This window comes from Bdellovibrionales bacterium (assembly GCA_018266295.1).
GTDB lineage: Bacteria > Bdellovibrionota > Bdellovibrionia > Bdellovibrionales > Bdellovibrionaceae > JACMRP01.
The window spans coordinates 656,212-670,583 of record JAFEAQ010000011.1 but is presented as its reverse complement, the minus strand read 5'-3'; the positions used below and the strand labels follow the sequence as shown (position 1 = coordinate 670,583).

Here is a 14,372-nt window from a genome sequence, read left to right as displayed (position 1 = left end):
TGCAGGAATTCATAGCAAACGGGGCGCCAACATGAGTTCAACTATTGGAAATTAGAAGGAGTTTTACTGACAAAGGCTTCGACGAGGGGACGAAATCAGTCAGGGTGTCGGTGGATTAGACACCCTGACCTGGTCTAAGGTCTTACTTTTTGCGTTTCTTCAGGAAGATATAAATACCGGCTGCCGCGAGGATCACCGCGACCAGCAAGAGCATCATCTTATTGCCGCCCTTACCGCCATTGCCACCCATATCGTCGGGGTTCGCCATATCTGCCGGCATGGCGTTCTGGAAGCTGCCCGGGCCAAGAGGACCGCCGCTGCCCGGGCGAATTTCAGGGTTGTTATTGAGATTCTTAGTCTCGATCACGCGCAAGCTCATCACAGCTTTAAAGAAGTCGTTGCTGTATTTTGTGTAGAACTGTTTGTGCGCACTGAATGTCACGAGAACAGCAATGCGGCCTTTGATTGTTGCCAAGTAACGAGTGAAGTAGTTCGGAACTTCGCTCCCCATGTGAAGGCCGTCAATCCACGGTTGATCGTTGATTTGAACTGTTTTTGCTTTGTAGACGATTTTAGATTCTGCGGTCCCACCGGTTTTCAAATTCATTGTGATCGGACTGTTTAAGTGAGCTTCGTATTGTGGAAAAGAATCCGTTGGTCCAACTTCTTTTGCGGTGAGGATGATGATGGCCTCTTTGGATTCTTTAGAGCTTTCACTGCGGCAAACCCACTCCGTTTGTTCTAGATTACAGTTCCAAGAAGGGGGAAGTTCGAAGGAGATATAGGCATTACGAAAAGGTTTGGCCTGAGCCACACTTGTGAGTAAGATAGGCAGCAAAGCAATCAGAGAATAGTTGAGAAACTTCATGTTTGGACCTCAATCGTGGTTTAGATATAAGTATAAGGAATAATAGGGCTCTGATCAAAGGAGAAAACTCATGATGAACCTTTATCAGCTTACGACTTTTGTTACCGTCATTAGCGAAGGCAGTATGACCGCAGCAGCTGATAAACTCTATTTGACCCAGCCAGCGGTCAGTCAGCAGATCAGAAACCTGGAGGAAGATCTAGGTGTTGAACTTCTGGTCAGAGGCGTTCGTCAAATTAAGGCCACTCCACAAGGTGAAGTGCTCTTCGAGCACGCTCGTAAAATTCTCCAATTGGCACAGCAAACGGAAATCGCTATCAAATCTATCGGCGCAGAACTGAAAGGCCAAATTCGTATCGGAACTTTGAACTCCATCGGTCTTCACATCATGAGCCCATTGATGGGCCGATTGATGCGCCACAATCCAGATCTGCAAATCAAAGTCGAATACAAATCCGGTGATGAACTTGTGAAGGGTTTCAAAAAAGGCAACTTCGACGTTTTGATTTTGCCGCAGCTTCAAGAAGAGTTTGGTTTGGAGCTTGAAGGCGTTGAAGAAAAGTTTTTGCTGAAAGAAGAAATGTGGCTTGTTGTTTCTGGCAAAGAAACGGACATTCCAGCGCAGATCGCGGCCAAAGAACTCAGTCACTTTCCACTCGTGAATTTCGTTGATGAGTTCCCTGGATTTAATGACAAATTACAAAGTCTGATGAGTAAAGCGGGGATTAATCCAAAACCGATTTTTGAATCTTCAAATGTCGGAACTTTAAAACGCGTGATCGAATCTGGATTGGGCTGGGGATTTTTGCCGGCGCACTCTATTCGTAAGCAAGTGCGTTCAGGCCGTTTGAATCACGTTCACGTCAAAGAGTTCCACTACGAAATTGACATGACTTACTACTTCCGCAAAACATCGGAAGCACGTCAGCTCGCAGAGATTTTATATCAAACAATTGCGACTCAGGAAAAAGCTTAAGGCCTGAAAACCTGGCTGCACATAAAGACATTCATTTTTTCGAGGCCTTTGATGGCAAAGGCTCTGATGTTTTCTTCTTCGCTGTTTTTCAAGATGCTCGTATAGGTATACATTCTGAGGTCTTTTTTATTGTTCACGACTTTCCAAAGAAGTTGTACAGCCGAGCTTGAAAGACGGCTTTTTGATTTCAGCAGCGGAACTACTAAATCCACGGTTTCTTCATTGGCGTATTTCGGACGAAATTCAAAAAGGCTTTCTTCAATCAGTCTTTGCTCACCCCTTGAAATCAATTTCTCCGTGGCCGCGGTTACTTTTTCGATATCAGTGGACTTAAGATCTTTTTTTAACTGCTTTAGCTCAGTAACGAGGTCTTTGTAAGTTTGTTCGTTTTTTAAGCCGGGAATCTTTTTTTCGAAGTCTGCAAGCATATCGGCTCTTGGAATTTTATTGAAATGATAGGCTTTAAAAAACTGTGCATCAGCAACTTGTTCTCTTGTCAGTGCCTCAGAGTCGAGAATCGTCGCCCAGGATTCCATATGGGAAACTGTGATGGCAGAAATATGAAAGCCCTCAAGTTGAGAATGCAATCGGTTCCAATCAATCGTGCCGGTCACATGGGATTTGAGCACGCGGATGTCATTTGGAAGTTCAATGACCACAAGAGTATTGCCATAGCCATGGGAGTCGACCGGACTGGTCGAGACATAAAATCCTCCGCCGGAAAATCCTTCCTGTGTTTTTAGATAGCCTAAAAGTTCCGGAGAGATTCGGCCGGCATCGTTCCAAGCTTTTGCTTGCTCGGGTGTGGCGTCGCCCCAGTGAAACAAGAACATGCCTTTTTTCCAAACTTCAATTTTGCCAAGAAGAGTTTCTACACGTCCGTCGTGAAGCCATGCCTCTTGTCCGCCGTTTTTACTTACAATCTCAACGCGCGGGGATTGTGCCTGGCTTGGTGAGGATGCCAAAAAAACGAAGAGGCTAATAATGAGGATGGAAAGAGGCAAGTGTTTCATCGGAAGACCAGCTCACACATCATTGGCGGATTCCATCGGCCTTTTTCTTTTAGATCTTCGATGGCTTTTCTAATGTAGTAAGGATTCTCTTTCGCTAAATAGTATTTAGCTTCCTGGAGAAGTGCGGAATATCTATCAGATGACAGCTGATGTTTCATCGGCGCTAAAAGATCAGTCATGAGTAAGAGATTCTTCGTTGCATTAGCAAAAACATAGTTATTGATTTGTCGGGGCTGTTTGACGAGATAAGCCAAAGCATACTGGGCCTCTTGGGCCAATGTATTGTTCCCTTTTAAAGCCTTTAATGCGTAATCCACGGTCTTCTTATCGCTTAGGGCAGCGTATCTTTGATTCATGTAAGTACTGCTGAGAGCCTTCGTTTTGCTTAAATCGTTTCCGTGCTCAAAAACTTCCGTGAATGCGGCAATGGCTGCTGGTCTGTCTGTCGACATGATGTCAGTAGCAAGTTTGTCGATTTTTTGTCCGAACTCTTGATAAAATGGATCCGCCTCCAATTCAGGAAACTTACTCATAAAGTCGGTGAATCGTTCGCGCGTTGTCAGCTGTTTGAGGTGATTCTTTTTATAAAATTCGCTCGTTGCCACGAACTCTTTTGTAAGGGCTTCAGCATCGATAATATTCATCCATGTGTGTGTATGAGTCACTCCCACTCCTGAAATTCCATTTTTTTCCAGAGTTGGCCAGAGTCTCATGCCCCAGGTGACGCCTGGTTCGCTCTTGATCACTTGGATATCTTTTGTCAGCTCAACGACAACTTGAACATTGCCGTAGGAGCTAGAGTCGGTAGGATCCTTTGAAACATAGAAGCCACCGCCGACGAAGCCTTGGCCCTGCTTTAGACGCTCCAAGAGGTCCGGTGAGATCTTACCGGCTTCATCCCATGCCTTCGCTTGTTCTGGAGTGGCTTTACCCCAGTGATAGAGCAGGGTGCCTTTGGGAATCGTCTCGATGGTTCCGGCTAGGAATGTCGAAGCACCAGGTGGAGTGATCCAAACCTGGTTCATGTTGTCGACTTTGAAAATATACTCCTGCGCCATCGCTGCATTTGCGATAGACAGAAGAATCAAAATCATAAAAATAAACTTGAGGCTTCTCATGGCATAGGCCTTAGTGAAATACGCCGTTGCAAGTCATTGCAGATTTAGCAAATGCCGCTTCAAGCTTTTGCAGTTCTTCATTCATCTGAGCCGGTCTTGAAGCAAGTCTCGCGATTCTTTGTTGAATCAAGCTAATGAAGTTCTCGCCACTCAAAGAGTCCGTGAGTTCTGCCGGACCGCGGGCCTGTTGCATCGCTGTCAGCATGTACTTCGCCGTTTCTTGCGAAAAACCATTCTGAACCGCGTAAAGGAGCTTACCTTCTAAGATTGTTTTTTCTTCACGAGCAAGAAACGCAGCACGAGTGGCGTCTGCATTCTGCGGTCGCATTTGTTGAACGCGGGCCGAAGTCTCGCGGATAATTTTCACGCGGTCAGTAACTAATTCTTGAATTGTGACCACACGCTTAAAGTAACGAGACATCGAGTTCGCGCCGGCAGAGTTCGAGCGAATTTCGAACTCAACGCCGATCTTACCGATACCCATGTAATCCAAACCGCCACCGATATTGTCAGTGAAAGTGCCGCGCATATCAAAGTTGTTATGTGCTTGCTTTGTCAGCTCGGTTCCTAAAGTCAAATCCGGCCAACGACCTTCTTGAGTCAGGCGTTTAAACTCTGCCAACGGAACTTCAAACACATAAATAGGCGGTTTTCCGTCGATCAGTTCTTGTAAGAAAGTTGCGTTCTTACGTGCGTATCTCCAGCCATAGTTTGCGGTTGGTGTCCAGTAGCGAGAGCCTTTTGGGCGCACGCCGCGCAACCAGTCGCCGGTCTCGGTCGCACGTTCACCACCGCGATAGAGAACAACTTTGCCGTCTTGAACGAAGTTCTTCATGTAGTACTCGGAAAGAAACTGTTGCAAGCGAACGCTTGAAACTTTTTGTTTTGCATCAATCTGCAAAACTATCGGGTTCGTAGAAAGTTTCATCTTTTTCAACCACTCTGCCACTTCCGCTGAGTCTTGTTGAGGCGGACGCATGCCTTTGCGCTTGGCTTCGTCGATTTCAGCTTTATGAGCATCCCACCACTCGTCGGTTTGATAATAAGTCGGAGCATAGCGGCTCGTTGCCATTGGAATCAGAGTGATCGGGCTCTTGGGATCTGCGGGATTTTCGGTCTGAATGTAATAGGAGTATTTTACTTCTTTATTCACATCGACGCGGCCAATGCCGTCCTTGATTTTGACGTCGTCCGCAGTAAGAGTGCCCACGAATTCTTGTGAATAAGTATTGAATGCTTTTACGATGAGCTCGCGGCGGATGTCGTCAGCGCTCTTTTCTTGCGCGAAGGCCACGAGTGGCAAGAACGCAAGCCCCATCAGGGTCATTTTTTTAGAAATAGTTTTGAGTGAAGCAGTGTTCATAATATTTCCTCTGATTATGGCAAAAGCGCACGGTCACAAGTGATAGTTGATAAAGCTTTACTAATCGTTGCTGAACTACGAACGGACATGAGAGCCAAGTTCACAGCGCGGCGGCGAGCATCGGCTTTGAGCTCTTTATTTACACGGCTCAAATCATGGTCAGATTTCCAGTCATGGGTGTAGCTGCTAGGTTTATCCGTAATTAAGTTTAAAGCGATGAAAGATGCCGGCATTGCCGCTTTCTTATTGTACTCCGCGATGGTTTCGGCGATCAGATTCTGCTCTACATCGTAAGAATCAATCTGAGAGTTCACGCGTTTTTCAACATAAGCCTTGGTTTGCTCAATAGGGCTGTTGGTGTGCCCGTGTTTGACGTCTACGACGGTTGAACGCCAAGGGCCTGAAACAGCGTACATTCCCTCCATCGCCGCGTTTTTAATATCAATGGTGCGGTCGCCCAATTGAAAAGAAGAAGGAACAGAAATATCATAGTGACGAGTTGTTTCGCGAATACCGCCGGCGGAACCCATAAATACGACGGCTCTTGGTTTTAAGCTCATGGCGGCTTCAACCATCAAGGAGCTGCTTTCGCCCCAGATGGCCATATCAGATTTAATAATAAGATAGCGGACCGGTTTGTCAGCGATGCGGGTTTCTTCGATCATTTGCACTGTGAGGCCGTCGCTCATCGGAATTTCCGGGGAAATAGCCTTCAAACCATCTTTGTTTTCTTGAATGACATTATAGTAACCCAAGGCAAGCACATCCACTGGGGCTGGGAGTTGCAGAGCCACACGTTGGAACTCGAGGCGAAGGCGCTCGACTTGGCGACGCTGATCGGTGTGATTCAGGATCGCATTTTCAACGTTGATATTAAGGAAGTTAAAAATAGCCGCATAGTGAATCACATACTGACGGGAAGGTGGAATAACCATCAGGTAGCGTGCTTTCTTATCGAGAGTCGCTGTCGAAGGAATGTAAGCCTTGTGAATACCCCAAGCATCATAAGGGGATGGCAGATACTTGATCTGTTTGCCGTCGACTTTTAAAGCATTGGCGACGGATTCTTTCGTCCCACCGTAAATAGATGCGGTGATTTTATTCTGCTGCAAAGCTTTGGCAATTTCACCACCAACGCGCTCTTCAGAATAGTGGGCAGCATCCTCAATGGAATGAGCCGCCGTTGTATTGATCTTTACTTTCAGTCGCTCATTATCATCCGGCATAATCTTTAAAGGCGCAGAGGAGCCTTCAAAAAGGAAGGCATTTAAATAACGGGACCAGCTATAGCCCTCGAGCCACTTCGGTGGGAGGGGTCTTTTGCCGCTAATAAAGGCCGCCCAGTCTGCGGAAAAGGCAGCAACCACCTCTGGTGGCTCTTTGGTTTGATCGAAGCCTTTAACCTCTACGGGGAACTCTTTTAAGAGCTGGCGGTAGATCAGCTCATCGCGAGTGTCTCGAAATGAGAATGGGGCCGCAACAGCATGCAAGCTGAACAAAAGGACAATAGCAGTGATTGAGAAGTGTGTCTTCATACCAACGGGTTAGAGCAAAAAGAAAGCCCGGTTCCAGAGTTTTAAAGCGACTCCAGCGGGGGAGCATCGGGACACTCCACGGCCCATCCTCATATTGTCACTGGGCTGTTAAAACTTTGGACAGACTCAGGATTTAGTTTAGATAATCATTACAAAATCTTAGGCCCCGGATGCGGGTGGGGACAAAATCGATTAAATTCTCAATTCATGAAATTCATCCTTGGCTTGTTCCTACTATTAGCCCCGCTGGTCTCAATGGCCAGCGATGTTTGCGAGCCGAATGTCGACTCGTGCGGTTTTTATCTGTGCCAAGAAAAATCTCATCATTGCGGCTCAAAAGGTTATCCAGTTGGATTTGGTTTTAAGTTCTGTCAGATCTATCTCCACAGCGAAAAAAACTATTCACCGGCAGCCCATACATGGCTTCGCCGTGTACGTGTTTGCTTGATGGAAGAATTCGCAAAAGCAGATATTGAAAATTCGCGACGCACTTGTAGCGAAATTAAGGGCGACGGTTTTGAAAGTCACGCAGGTTGCTACGTTAAAACAGGTTTCTGTGAACTCAGCGGAGCGGATTATCTTCAGATTTTCTGGGCAATGAAATCAAGTGCGATCCACGCAGAAATCTTCAAAGACGCCCATAGCGTGGCCAAGGCGTGTGCACATCGCGGAAATCCAGTTCCCGCGTTTTTCTTCTCGAAATTTCAATAGTGTTTTTGTTAGATATTTTTCGGTGTGAGATTAAAAAAATCGAAATTTAATCCGTATATTTCTTCTTCTTTTGATACTTGAATAACTTTGTTCATAGTCGTCAGATTCTGAATCAAAATTTCTTTGATTTTTGCAACGTCTTCCCGTGAAAGGGTGACGGCTGAGGAGTAGTGCAGGTTATTTTTAGGATCGTGATCGATGGCCTCCATAGCTCTGAGTCGCCAATTGAGGTGGTGATTACGGATTTGAGGTGAATCAGATCCTAGGTGAATATGTTTTGGCCCGATTTCAAAAGTGCGAAGGTCTTTGGCTTTTGCCAGCCCTATTCGAGTCAAGAATTCAAGAATCGCGCGCACTTGCTGGAGAGGAACATTTAGATTTTTCGAGAGAGCTTCTGGATTTGAAAGCTCCGGAATAGAAAGAGCCACATGAATAGCGGCGAACTGCCAAGAGCTATAATAGCGAAGTTCTTCATCACTTGAAATAAAGTCTGTTTTGCCAACCCGTTTTTTTATATTCTGGCGATTTTTTAAAACCTGGGTCATTTGCGCCAAGAAATAGCTTTCGAGAGACTTTGTGCCGGCTCGTTCTTTTTGAACAAGTAAAAGAAAGTAGTGAGATTCTTCTTCGCTGTGGCCAAGAAATTCGTTCATGCGTTCTGCTTGTTCTAAATTTAAAGTCACTTGTCCGTGGAGTACTTGAGATATCAGTGTAGTATGGCAGCCAATTGATTTGGCCGCTTGAGACTTGAGGCCTTTTCTTTGATCTTTGTCGCCGAAAACCTTCAGAAGGTAGGGTCTATAACTCTTAAAATCAAAAATGCTTAAGTCCATGAAAACATCTCGCGAAATGGTTTTAATTTTATTAATTTATAAAATTAAATATACTTATTTTATAAATTAAATCTATTCTTTTTTTGCGAGACATCGATACTAAAGTTGCCAGAGACAAGGATAGCTCTGTAAAAATAAAAACGGGGGAGTTATGAAGAAGATTTTTGTGACAGGTTTGTTACTCGCAGGGATGCACGCACATGCTACCGGTGCTATTAGCGGCGGTGGAGGTAAGGGTGTCGTTTGTCGTGATCCTTCCGGGGCGATCGCATCGGCCCAAACTTTGGATATTTACGAAGGAAGAGTTCTTTACGGTCTGAATATTCCGGTCTTCAACAAAGTGACGATGGAAACGCAGTTAAATCATGCTTTCGGAGTTATTCCGAAGAGTGTAAGGCCACTTATTGAAGGTTATGCGAAAAGTGTACAACAGAATATGCGGCTAGTTCATGGCGTGGAGCTTCAGCCGGTCGACGACGCCTTGGTTGTAGCGCTTCCGCAGGGTTGTCAGGCCGAGCAGCTTGCTAACTATTTTTCTGACACAAATATCTTGGTGAATGGGGATATTTGGGATCGAATGACAGAGTCGAATCGCGCCGCACTGATTTTGCACGAGGCTGTCTATAAAGCAGCGCGCCTATATGGTGCTACTGATTCCCAAAGATCACGTCATGTTGTTGCAAGCCTTTTTGACCCTGGTACTGTTTGGAATGAACCGCAAATTCAGATGCCGCAAAATGGTCTTAAGTGTTTTGCTAAAGGAAATTATTTTGTCGCATATCCTCAGGGAGATTCATGGGTACTGAATTTTCAAGTGCTTGGTGGGCATATTCGTATGAGCGAAACGCAAGGAATCATCTTTGGTTCCAACGGTGAATTCGATTTAACAGAGGCTAAGACATTCCCCATTGTTAAAGGCGAGGACCGAATTGGAAGTAGCACTAAAATGTCCATGACGATCAGCTCTAATTTTGAAGATGGAGATCTTGTAACCATCACGAAGCGATGGGAAGCTCTCAAAGATTATAATTCAGGGCAAGTCATTCCTGGATACCAAATGCCTAAATATTATATTTCCTGGCTTTCGCAAAATTATCCATCTACGAGCGTAGAGGAGCAGCCGCTAAATTGTTCTGTGCAGACTCCGTAAGATAAAGGGTCGGGCTTGGTTAGAACAGAACTGAGTCCGGCAAACCTAAGCGGGCAGAGATAATACGAACGATCTCTCCCGCAGTTTCTTCCAACGCACGTTCAGTGACGTTAAAGACCGGCCAGCGTTTATTCACCTTAAAGATCTGATGCGCGTACTCGATCTCTTTGACGATGTGTGAAACCGATGCGTACTCGCCACCAGGATCCTGACCGAACTTCTCAAGGCGGTTTTTGCGAATGCGGTGAAGACTATCGATATCAATAATCAAACCCACCACGCGACGCTGATCCACCTTAAACAATTCTTCTGGCAATGGTGTATTCAAAACCAAAGGAACGTTAGCAACCTTCCAGCCCTTGTGGCTTAGAAAGATCGAAAGCGGTGTCTTACTCGTGCGGCTGATGCCAACGAGCACGATGTCTGCTTTATCCAAATGCGTGAGTGTCTTTCCGTCGTCGTGTTTAACTGTGTACTCGATGGCTTCAATGCGCTTGAAGTAAGTTTCGTCCACCGTGCGAAGCACGTTCACGGTACTTGTATTCTCGACGCCGAAGAAACTGTCGAGTGTATTCAGCAATGGTCCCAGCAAGTCGAAAGAAGGCAGACCCTTCGCGGAGGCGAGCTCGTGAATCTTTTTACGCATACCAGGGCTCGCGACGGTGTAGGCGATAAAGCCACGGCGCTCGAAGCATTCGTCAATGATGGATTCAATCTGCGCTTCAGTGCGGACGTTTTTACAACGGACGATATTAATATCTTTGTTGGCGTACTGTACGAGAGCCGCACGAATCATCGTAGCAGCGGTTTCGCCCGTACCATCCGACAAAATATAAATCGTCCACGTTGTCATAGTCATTCGTTGTTAATTCCGCGGTGAATAGCTTCTGTGACTGCGCGGATATGGTCTTTCAACCAAAGATCCGGCAAAGAAGAGAATAATAAAAATGCAAAGTCAGTTCCCGGACGAATGAACAGACAAACCGTTCTTCCTTCCGCATCCAAATTCTTTAAATCCATTTTTTGTAATAAAGGTTTTGCATCCGTGCGCAAAACACTCATCAGGTCGGACTTCGGCAGAGAAATCTTTTTCTTCTGCGCCGGTTTCAACACGCTCACATGGCCACGATGAAACTGCGCTTGCGGTTCCCACTGAGTTTTGTCAGCTTCCAAAAACACGCCGGCATCAAAATACAAAGCCAAGCGTGAAAACAAGATCACCGCTTTGTCGGTGTTGTCATTTGGCAGGCTTTCCGCAAGACCGCGGAGCAGGCGAGGATCGGTGAGCACTTCGAAATTTTTCTTCGCAAGAAGAACTTCCTCACTCGGAGTTTCCAGATCGTGATCAAGAATAGATTCAATGCGTTTTTGCAGATGGGTGATGATGTTCATGCTCTTATTTCCTCAAGTTTGAGGAGATTAATCAAGCACGACGGTGAAATCTTCGAAGTTATGAAGCTTCTGCCACTCTTTGTTGAAGGACCCGGCATTTTGTCCAGTGGGCAGGAAAATGCGCAAAGACGGCTGTTTCAGGTTTTCCCAGATGCCTAAAACTTCGCGGACCCAGATGCCGAAGTTCGCGGTCATTGGAACGACCACAACCCACTTATTCGGAAAGAAGGCCTCTGAGGTAATCATCAAAGGCGCGTCTTTTGGCAAACTGATCTCATAAGTCTCGAGACCAGATTCCTTTTGAATGTATTTTGTAAAATTGCGTGTTTCAGGGCTGAGATGTCTTTGGCTTTTGACGATCTGAAAATTCAGATACCAGTCGAGCTTCTGTACCCAATGACAGCTGGCAGAGTCTGGAACAATCCAGAGATCCGAGCCAGGGTTAAAGGCACTCGCCGAAGACAAAATATTCATCAGTGAGCCTTAGCGACCTGATCCAGAAGACCGTTCACAAAGCTGGCAGACTCGGTCGTTCCGAATTTTTTCGCGATCTCGACAGCTTCGTTAATAACGATGTTTTCTTTCAGTGGATTCGGTGCAAAACGCATTTCGTAAACCGCAATACGCAAAATATTGCGGTCGATGGTTGCCATGCGCTCGAGTTTCCAGTGAGCGCTGGCAGATTGAATTTTAGAATCAATCGCTGATTTTTGTGCCTGAACACCACGGATAATGTCCGTGGCAAAAGTCACCACTTCAGGTTCGACGGCAGCCCCAAGGACCTCCATCAAATCAGAATTAGAAATTTGCGGCGCAAACTCAGTTTGAAAGAGGACTTGTAGTGCGAGTTCCCGGGATTGTCTTCTCATCTTCTTCAGGCTTTCCAGAATAGTTCACAGAGGTTAATGGCAATTGCGGATTGTTCGGATCAGCAAGGTCGATCATTTCCAGATCTTCGAGAGTTTCTACAAACTCCTGAACATCTTTGAACGTCCGATAGACGCTGGCGAAACGAATGTAGGCGACATCGTCGAGTTGTTTCAGCTCCGCCATCACCCGCAGACCGAGCAAGCGAGCAGGGACTTCATTGTCACCGCGGCTAATGATCCACGAAGAGATGCGTTCAACAACGTTTTCGATTTGCGCGAGACTCACAGGGCGCTTTTGACAAGCAGCTTGCAACCCTTTCAGAATTTTTTCTTTGCTGAAAGGCTCACGACGTCCGTCTTTTTTGATCACGAACGGGAAGCTCAACATCAATGTTTCCATTGTTGAGAATCGAGCTTTGCACTCAAGGCATTCGCGACGGCGTCGAATCGAGCCGTCTTTCTGCACTCTCGTGTCTAAAACTCTGTCTTCACTGTGACTGCAATAAGGACATTTCATGGTCTAAAGTCTCGTTTCCTACTAGTTTCTAGACTACGAAAACCGTGAAAGGGGCGTCAATCAAGGCCGTCAGAAAACCCATAGTGTGACCATGTGAGTCATTTGCTTACATGGCGCCGAGACTTTGCATATCATAAAAGTATGAAACAACTTCTTCCTTTTCTGATTGTTTTCCTAGGGTTCCAGTCTTTTTCCCATGCTGACGAGGCGCCTCGCGTAGGCCGTGGTGCGGCAGCCAAATACTTCGAAAAGCGCAGTCCCGATGCGAGCGAAGAGGAAGAAACCAACAACGCGCCAGCGACGAAGAGCACTTCCGGCAGCGATAGTGCCCATTACTTAGCCATTCACTATGGCAAAATGATGAGCTCCACTTCTTACGAGTGGGGCACTCCGAATAAACAAACGGATGTGGGGGACTTCACGGCGGGCCTCACTTACCGCATCGGTGAATGGCATAACTCCATGGACCTCAATTTGCGCATTGATTTCATTCAATACAAAGTCGATGGCGAGGGCGAGCAGAAGCCTTTGAAGATGTCGATCTTGCCACTCATTACTTTTCCGGATGCGGCTTCGAAGTTTCCGCTCTATTTCGGTTTCGGTATCGGCCCGGGCGTGTTCTTCCGTCAGACCGATCATGAAGCCTCATTGTCGTTGGATTATCAGCTGATCGCGGGGGCGAGATTTTTCGATGTCTTCGAGAATGCTGGATTTTTCATTGAGTCTGGTCTAAAAAACCACCTGCAGTTATGGGACCAGGGCCAATTTAATGGCACCTTCCTCTCGGCAGGAGCGGTTTTCACATTCTAAAGTTACATCGTCATCTCGTAGATAATATCGTTCACATCGTGGAGGAAATCTTCACGACGTCCCTTCACGCCGATAAGGTGCTTGAGTGTGCTTTCAAATCTCAAAAAAAGTGGGGCGCCCGCGATCGCCGCTTTGTCGCTGAAAGCACTTACGAGATCGTTCGCTGGTGGCGCTATTTTGGTGTGCTCGCCGGTTTTGATCCGACAGAGATAGAAATCACGCGCGATCACGTTTGGCAAATCTGGGCCGCCTGGTGCTTGAAAACCTACCATGAAATTCCTGAATGGGCGGAGCTCAAGTCCTTTGATAGAGCAGGTTTTGAAGAGCGCCGCCGCCGAGAATATCCAGTGGCGATCCGCGAATCCGTTCCTCAGTGGTTGTATGATTATGGTCGGGAGCAGGTCGGACCAGAGTGGGATGCGATGCTTAAATCTCTGAACCAGCCCGCGGAAGTTTTCTTGCGTGTGAACACTCTTCGTGCCACTCGCGAAGAGCTGATTCGTAAATTGCAAATTGAAAACGTGCACGTCGTTGAAGTGGATGGATTGCCGACAGCTTTGCGCTTGGCGGAGAGAAAAAATCTTGCGACGACGGAAGCTTTCAAACAGGGACTTTTTGAAGTTCAAGATGCGGCCTCGCAAATGGTGGCGCCACTTTTAAAACCGGAATCAAATACAACCGTGATTGATGCTTGCGCCGGTGGCGGAGGAAAAACTCTGCACTTGGCGGCGCTCATGAAAAACCGCGGCCGCTTGGTGGCGATGGACGTGAATGAAGGCAAGCTCAGTAAGCTTTTGGAACGTGCTGAACGTAACGGCGTGAAGGTGGTGAGCACGCAGCCGATATCTCCCGAGGCGCTTGAAAGCTTCGTGGGTAAAGCAGATCGTCTCTTGCTCGATGTCCCTTGCTCAGGGCTGGGGGTTCTTCGCCGCAATCCGGATACGAAATGGAAATTGTCGCTGACGGAAGTGCAGCGCCTGCAGAAACTTCAGGCTGAGATCTTAGAAAACTACTCCCGCATGGTGAAGCCGGGCGGAATGATGGTCTATGCCACATGTAGCGTGATGCCGGCTGAGAACGAGCGTCAGGTTCAGGCGTTCCTCGCGAAGCATGGCCAAGACTGGAAGTTGGCCGAGGAAATTCACCTTGCACCACAAAAGCAAGGTTTCGACGGATTCTACGGAGCAAGTCTTGAGCGTAAGGCCTAAGTTCTAGGC

General features: G+C 46.7%; 16 protein-coding genes. 5 read left to right on the top strand and 11 right to left on the bottom strand.

Annotated features, from left to right (window positions below):
• Nucleotides 1–142: 142 nt before the first annotated feature.
• Nucleotides 143–868 carry a hypothetical protein gene (locus tag JSU04_12015; protein ID MBS1971029.1) on the bottom strand — a complete coding sequence of 242 codons (726 nt, stop codon included), beginning with the start codon at nucleotides 866–868 and terminating at the stop codon, nucleotides 143–145.
• Nucleotides 869–938: 70 nt separating this feature from the next.
• Between JSU04_12015 and JSU04_12010 the strand changes: the two genes are divergently transcribed.
• The gene (locus JSU04_12010) at nucleotides 939–1,844 is read left to right on the top strand and encodes a LysR family transcriptional regulator (GenBank protein ID MBS1971028.1); all 906 of its coding nucleotides are present in this window, start codon (nucleotides 939–941) and stop codon (nucleotides 1,842–1,844) included.
• On the opposite strand, the gene JSU04_12005 is transcribed toward JSU04_12010, so the two are convergent.
• The 4 genes from JSU04_12005 to JSU04_11990 are packed head-to-tail and all read right to left on the bottom strand — an operon-like array spanning nucleotide 1,841 to nucleotide 6,873.
• Nucleotides 1,841–2,857, bottom strand: a complete 1,017-nt coding sequence (locus tag JSU04_12005; protein MBS1971027.1) for a hypothetical protein — start codon at nucleotides 2,855–2,857, stop codon at nucleotides 1,841–1,843. The two genes, JSU04_12010 and JSU04_12005, sit on opposite strands and share 4 nt — an antisense overlap.
• Nucleotides 2,854–3,975 carry a hypothetical protein gene (locus JSU04_12000; protein MBS1971026.1) on the bottom strand — a complete coding sequence of 374 codons (1,122 nt, stop codon included), beginning with the start codon at nucleotides 3,973–3,975 and terminating at the stop codon, nucleotides 2,854–2,856. The genes JSU04_12005 and JSU04_12000 overlap by 4 nt, the downstream gene beginning before the upstream one ends.
• A 10-nt stretch (nucleotides 3,976–3,985) precedes the next feature.
• Nucleotides 3,986–5,338, bottom strand: coding sequence for a hypothetical protein (locus JSU04_11995; protein MBS1971025.1), 1,353 nt, complete (start codon nucleotides 5,336–5,338; stop codon nucleotides 3,986–3,988).
• Nucleotides 5,339–5,352: 14 nt separating this feature from the next.
• The gene (locus JSU04_11990; protein MBS1971024.1) at nucleotides 5,353–6,873 is read right to left on the bottom strand and encodes a hypothetical protein; all 1,521 of its coding nucleotides are present in this window, start codon (nucleotides 6,871–6,873) and stop codon (nucleotides 5,353–5,355) included.
• 207 nt (nucleotides 6,874–7,080) lie between these two features.
• On the opposite strand from JSU04_11990, the gene JSU04_11985 reads away from it, so the two are divergent.
• A complete protein-coding gene (locus JSU04_11985; GenBank protein MBS1971023.1) occupies nucleotides 7,081–7,584 on the top strand; it encodes a hypothetical protein in 504 nt (167 codons plus the stop codon).
• A gap of 8 nt (nucleotides 7,585–7,592) precedes the next feature.
• Here JSU04_11985 and JSU04_11980 read toward each other — a convergent pair whose 3' ends face one another.
• The gene (locus JSU04_11980) at nucleotides 7,593–8,417 is read right to left on the bottom strand and encodes a TIGR02147 family protein (protein MBS1971022.1); all 825 of its coding nucleotides are present in this window, start codon (nucleotides 8,415–8,417) and stop codon (nucleotides 7,593–7,595) included.
• A 151-nt stretch (nucleotides 8,418–8,568) separates the two neighbouring features.
• Between JSU04_11980 and JSU04_11975 the strand changes: the two genes are divergently transcribed.
• On the top strand, nucleotides 8,569–9,567 hold the full coding sequence (locus JSU04_11975) for a hypothetical protein (GenBank protein MBS1971021.1): 999 nt from the start codon (nucleotides 8,569–8,571) through the stop codon (nucleotides 9,565–9,567).
• A gap of 19 nt (nucleotides 9,568–9,586) precedes the next feature.
• Here the strand turns inward: JSU04_11975 and JSU04_11970 are convergent, their stop codons facing one another.
• From JSU04_11970 to nrdR, 5 genes are read right to left on the bottom strand one after another with little or no spacing between them, the layout of a single operon-like run.
• Nucleotides 9,587–10,426, bottom strand: a complete 840-nt coding sequence (locus JSU04_11970; protein ID MBS1971020.1) for a kinase/pyrophosphorylase — start codon at nucleotides 10,424–10,426, stop codon at nucleotides 9,587–9,589.
• A complete protein-coding gene (locus JSU04_11965; GenBank protein MBS1971019.1) occupies nucleotides 10,423–10,959 on the bottom strand; it encodes a GTP cyclohydrolase in 537 nt (178 codons plus the stop codon). Before JSU04_11965 ends, JSU04_11970 begins: the two co-directional genes overlap by 4 nt.
• A 27-nt stretch (nucleotides 10,960–10,986) precedes the next feature.
• Nucleotides 10,987–11,433 carry a hypothetical protein gene (locus JSU04_11960; GenBank protein ID MBS1971018.1) on the bottom strand — a complete coding sequence of 149 codons (447 nt, stop codon included), beginning with the start codon at nucleotides 11,431–11,433 and terminating at the stop codon, nucleotides 10,987–10,989.
• Nucleotides 11,433–11,828, bottom strand: a complete 396-nt coding sequence (gene nusB / locus JSU04_11955; protein ID MBS1971017.1) for a transcription antitermination factor NusB — start codon at nucleotides 11,826–11,828, stop codon at nucleotides 11,433–11,435. The genes JSU04_11960 and nusB overlap by 1 nt, the downstream gene beginning before the upstream one ends.
• Nucleotides 11,779–12,345, bottom strand: coding sequence for a transcriptional repressor NrdR (gene nrdR, locus JSU04_11950; protein ID MBS1971016.1), 567 nt, complete (start codon nucleotides 12,343–12,345; stop codon nucleotides 11,779–11,781). The genes nusB and nrdR overlap by 50 nt, the downstream gene beginning before the upstream one ends.
• A 162-nt stretch (nucleotides 12,346–12,507) precedes the next feature.
• On the opposite strand from nrdR, the gene JSU04_11945 reads away from it, so the two are divergent.
• Complete coding sequence (locus JSU04_11945) at nucleotides 12,508–13,155, top strand: hypothetical protein (protein MBS1971015.1); 648 nt, start codon at nucleotides 12,508–12,510, stop codon at nucleotides 13,153–13,155.
• Nucleotides 13,149–14,363 (top strand): methyltransferase domain-containing protein, encoded by a 1,215-nt coding sequence (locus JSU04_11940; protein ID MBS1971014.1) that lies wholly within the window; start codon nucleotides 13,149–13,151, stop codon nucleotides 14,361–14,363. The genes JSU04_11945 and JSU04_11940 overlap by 7 nt, the downstream gene beginning before the upstream one ends.
• Nucleotides 14,364–14,372: the final 9 nt, after the last annotated feature.